The 4,068-nt window shown below is 71.9% G+C and carries 4 protein-coding genes; all 4 read left to right on the top strand.

The window, feature by feature from the left end; genetic code table 11:
* Nucleotides 1-713 (top strand): hypothetical protein (locus KUTG_RS30535; RefSeq protein ID WP_043721669.1); only part of this gene is annotated, 713 nt, incomplete at its 5' end.
* Between the two features lie 167 nt (nucleotides 714-880).
* Nucleotides 881-1,672 carry a hypothetical protein gene (locus tag KUTG_RS30530; RefSeq protein WP_157494870.1) on the top strand — a complete coding sequence of 264 codons (792 nt, stop codon included), beginning with the start codon at nucleotides 881-883 and terminating at the stop codon, nucleotides 1,670-1,672.
* A 370-nt stretch (nucleotides 1,673-2,042) separates the two neighbouring features.
* The gene (locus KUTG_RS30525; RefSeq protein WP_157494869.1) at nucleotides 2,043-3,086 is read left to right on the top strand and encodes a hypothetical protein; all 1,044 of its coding nucleotides are present in this window, start codon (nucleotides 2,043-2,045) and stop codon (nucleotides 3,084-3,086) included.
* Between the two features lie 202 nt (nucleotides 3,087-3,288).
* A partial coding sequence (locus KUTG_RS30520) for a serine/threonine-protein kinase (RefSeq protein WP_043721664.1) occupies nucleotides 3,289-4,068 on the top strand: 780 nt, incomplete at its 3' end.

Below are 4,068 nucleotides of genomic sequence, written 5' to 3'. Positions count from 1 at the left end.
CGGATCCGGTGGGGCTGCGCAAGTTCGACAACGGCACGGTCCCGGCCTCGGTGACGCCGCCGCGCACCTGGCGCCGGGCGGCGTGGTTCTCCGTGGGTTCCTCGGTGGCGGCGCTGGTGGCGCTGCTGGTCATCGGTGCGCTGCTGGTCGGTCCGTCGAGGATGCGCACGCAGATCGAGTCGTTCCCGGGCAACGCACTCCAGGTGCCGCTGCCCACGGCCACGGCTTCGCCGCGGCCGTTGCCGCCAGGGGTGCCGAGCGCCGTGGCCAAGACGGGCCCCGCCGACGCCGACCCCCGGCCGCAGACGACCGGCTCGTCGTCGGGCGGCACCCACGGCGGCGGCGCGCCCACGCACACCACGCAGCCGACCATCACGACCGTCACCGGCGTGACGAGCCCCGTGGTGGACCCGGGCAAGGTGGCGCAGCAGACACAGCACTTCTTCGCCGCCGTGGCGTCCAACGTCGGCGAGGCCTACCAGCTGACCTCCGGGGCGCTCAAGGCCGACGGCGAGGCGGCGCTGCAGCAGCGCTACCAGGACGTGTCCTCGGTGCAGGTGCAAGGCATCACGATCGACCCGGGCAAGGGCATCACCATCAACACGGTGCTGGTCACCCGCAAGGACGGCACCACGACGACCGAGCAGCACGTGCTGGCGTTCACGCCGGGGGTGTTGCCGCTGATCAGCGAGGACACCCCGGTCGCCGGGTGACGGTCTGAAACCTCTGCACCGAGATTCATTCCTTCGAGTGAAGGTGTCTAGCCAGGGCGACCTCGAAGCGGTGAACTCTGCGCCAGAACTGGCCCGCACCGGGTCGATCCCGGTACGAGTGCACCGGTACCCCACGTCCAAGAACGGCACTGGCGAGGAGAACGCCCGTGGAGCGTCCTGCTGGCGGCAGGCGGCACAGTCGAGGCGGTTCGGTCAGCGTGGCCGACCTGATCCGGCGGCAGCCGGGCTCCGTGCGCATCCCGACGCCCGAGGAGGCCGCCACCGACGGCCTGCTGGGCGATCTGCTGGGTGGCAAGGGCCTGCCGGACGACAGTGACCCGCGCACCAGCACGGCACTGAAGCTGCTGGGCGTGCTCATGGGGGCGGTCACGCTGGCCGCCACCATCGCGGCGGCGTCCATGATCACCGGCGACCCCAAGCCGGCCAAGGCGGCGGTGATGACCTCCCCGCAGCCGCAGGCCCTCACCGGGGCCGACGCGCTGCGGCCGGACGTGCTGGCCACCGAGGTGGCCGGCAAGAAGTACGACACCGAGCCGCTGAGCGCCGCCACCACGACCACCGGGCCCTCGGCCACGGCCGCCACGCCCACGAGCTCCGCCGGCCCCGCCCAGCGGGCGCTGACGGCCAACACGGCGGGCCCGGTCGAGGTGGTGCGGGACTTCTACAACACAGTGGCGCAGAACCCGCGGGACGCGCTGGCCATGATGGGCGGCTCGCTGGCCGACCTCGACCCGACCGGATTCATCCGGTCCTGGTCGTCGGTGCGGGCCGTGCGGCCGGAACGCGTCGAGGCGATGTCCGACGGCACGGTGCTCGGCGTGATCGGCATCCAGCAGGCCGATGGCAGCTGGCTGCACGTGGAGCAGCTGCTGCGGGTCGACGGCGGCAACCAGCCCAAGATCATCGGAGCCCAGGTGCTGTCGGCCCAGCAGGGCTGATCGACGACAGCGGTGACCACTTCGCTCCGGTCAAGCCGTGCGAAGGGCTCGCGACGCCGTCCGGAAGGCGCCGTTGCTGCGGATGGCGGCCGGGGCAAACGGCCGACCGAACCAGGCCGCTGGGACGACAGGTGCACGTGCGTCCGACGCCCGCCCCCGGCGTTTCAGCCCTGAGGTCACAGGTGAGCGTCGAAACGGCAACCGCCCGCATACCGTTGGGCCATTCGGCGGATCAAGGCTGCACTAAGTAGCTCAAATCTGCGCACCTTCTAACCCAAACTGGTGACGCCTCTCCTCTGATCCGGTATCAAAACCACGGTCAGTGATCCGACGGAGAGGTGACGCGACGGTGTACGAGGACTCAACACGGGTGGGCACGACCACGGCCACCCGGCAGATCCCCGTTTCCGAGCTCCTCGCTCGCCATCGAGGCGAGCAGTTCCCGACCCGGCAGGTCTGGGAGGAGCCCTCCCCCTGCGAGACCACGGACGTCATCCCGGCCGTGCAGGACGACTATTACCTCGACGAACCGTATCCCTCCACCGGTTATTCCGAGGCGTACGAGTACGTCGAGGAGCGGGCCGAGGACGAGCGGCCGTTCGTGGCGGTGAGCGCGGACACCGACCAGTTCCCGATGCCGGTGCTGGACAACCCGCACGCCCCGGAGGAGCAGACGCTGCTCGCCCCGATCGACGTCGAGGCCATGGACGCCGAGCGCGCGGCCGCCGAAGCGATCGCGGCGGAGGCCCCCACTGTCCAGGCGCCCACCGTGTCGGCGTCCTGCGACGACACGCCCAGCCGTGAGATCTACATCCGCGAGCTGCTGCGCCGCGAGGGCAAGCTGCCCCGTGAGCAGCGCCGCAAGCAGGCCCCGAAGATCGCCGCCGCGGCAGCCGGTGTGGCCGCCCTGTGCGGCGCCGTGGCCGCGAGCATCGTCCACGTGCAGCAGGCGGACACCAACCAGAACACCGCCTCCGGCAGCGGCGTGCCGCTGACGGTGGTCGACGGCGGCGGCCCGCGCGGCCAGGCCCTCGACGCCCCGCTGGCGCCCCGCGGCACTGAGCAGGTGACCCCCGACAACAGCACCGCCGGCAAGTCCACGACGACCGACAAGCAGGCCAAGCCGCCGCGTGTCGCCCCGTACGTGACGGCCAGCCAGCAGGCGCAGCAGCACGGCGGCGCCACCTCGTCCTCCTCGGCCACGCCGACGACCACGAGCACCCAGCCGCCGAGCAGCGCGTCGAACACCCCGCCGAGCGACCCGCCGACGACGAACCCGCCGCCGCCCTCGCAGACCGCGGCCAACCCGTCGCCCTCGTCGCAGCCGAACAGCAGCGCCCCGCCCACCCAGACCTCGGACTCGGGTCTCATCGGCGGCCTGCTCAACCCGATCACGGGCCTTCTCGGCGGCTGACCAGCGGGTATTCCTCCACATGGGTGACCGTCGCGGAAGCCGTGGAATACTGGCCGACGAGTTGAGTGGCGTGTCACAGCGCACGGTCGGATTGACCGGGGACTGACAGGGTCACCCCCTAACCTGGGTACCTGTCCTGCCGGATGGACGGCGGGCCGCGCACGCCAGCCGCCGACCAGCGCACCGAGGAGAGACTGCACCCGTGACTGACGACGGTCGTCTGGTCGCTGGCCGGTACCGGCTGACCAACCGGATCGGCAGCGGCGCGATGGGCGTGGTGTGGACCGCCCGCGACGAGCGGCTGCAGCGCACGGTCGCGGTCAAGCAGCTGCTGCTCAACAGCAGCATGAGCGCGGCCGAGTCGCACGAGGCCAAGCAGCGCGCGATGCGCGAGGGCCGGATCGCCGCCCGCCTGCAGCACCCGCACGCGATCGCCGTGTACGACGTGGCCGAGGAAGACGGCAATCCCTGGCTGATCATGGAGTACCTGCCGTCCAGGAGCCTGTCGGCCGTCCTGGCCGAGCGGGGCACCATGCCGCCCCAGGAGACCGCCCGCGTGCTGGCCCAGGCCGCGATGGCGCTGGACGCCGCGCACGCCGCCGGCATCGTGCACCGGGACATCAAGCCCGGCAACATCCTGATCGGCAACGACGGGGTCGTGAAGATCACCGACTTCGGCATCTCCCGGGCCACCGGCGACGTGACGGTGACGGCCACCGGCATGCTGGCCGGCACCCCCGCCTACCTCGCGCCCGAGGTGGCCAAGGGCTACGACCCCGGGCCGCCCTCGGACGTCTTCTCGCTCGGCTCCACGGTGTACGCCGCCGTCGAGGGCGAGCCGCCGTTCGGCCTGAACGAGAACACGCTGGCCCTGCTGCACCTCGTGGCGGCCGGCGTGGTCAACCCGCCCCGGCAGGCCGGCCCCCTGCACGCGCTGCTGATGCGCCTGCTGGCCGCCGACCCCAAGGAGCGCCCGACCATG

Source organism: Kutzneria sp. 744, from assembly GCF_000568255.1.
Classification (GTDB): domain Bacteria; phylum Actinomycetota; class Actinomycetes; order Mycobacteriales; family Pseudonocardiaceae; genus Kutzneria.
This window is presented reverse-complemented; position numbering and strand designations above follow the sequence as displayed.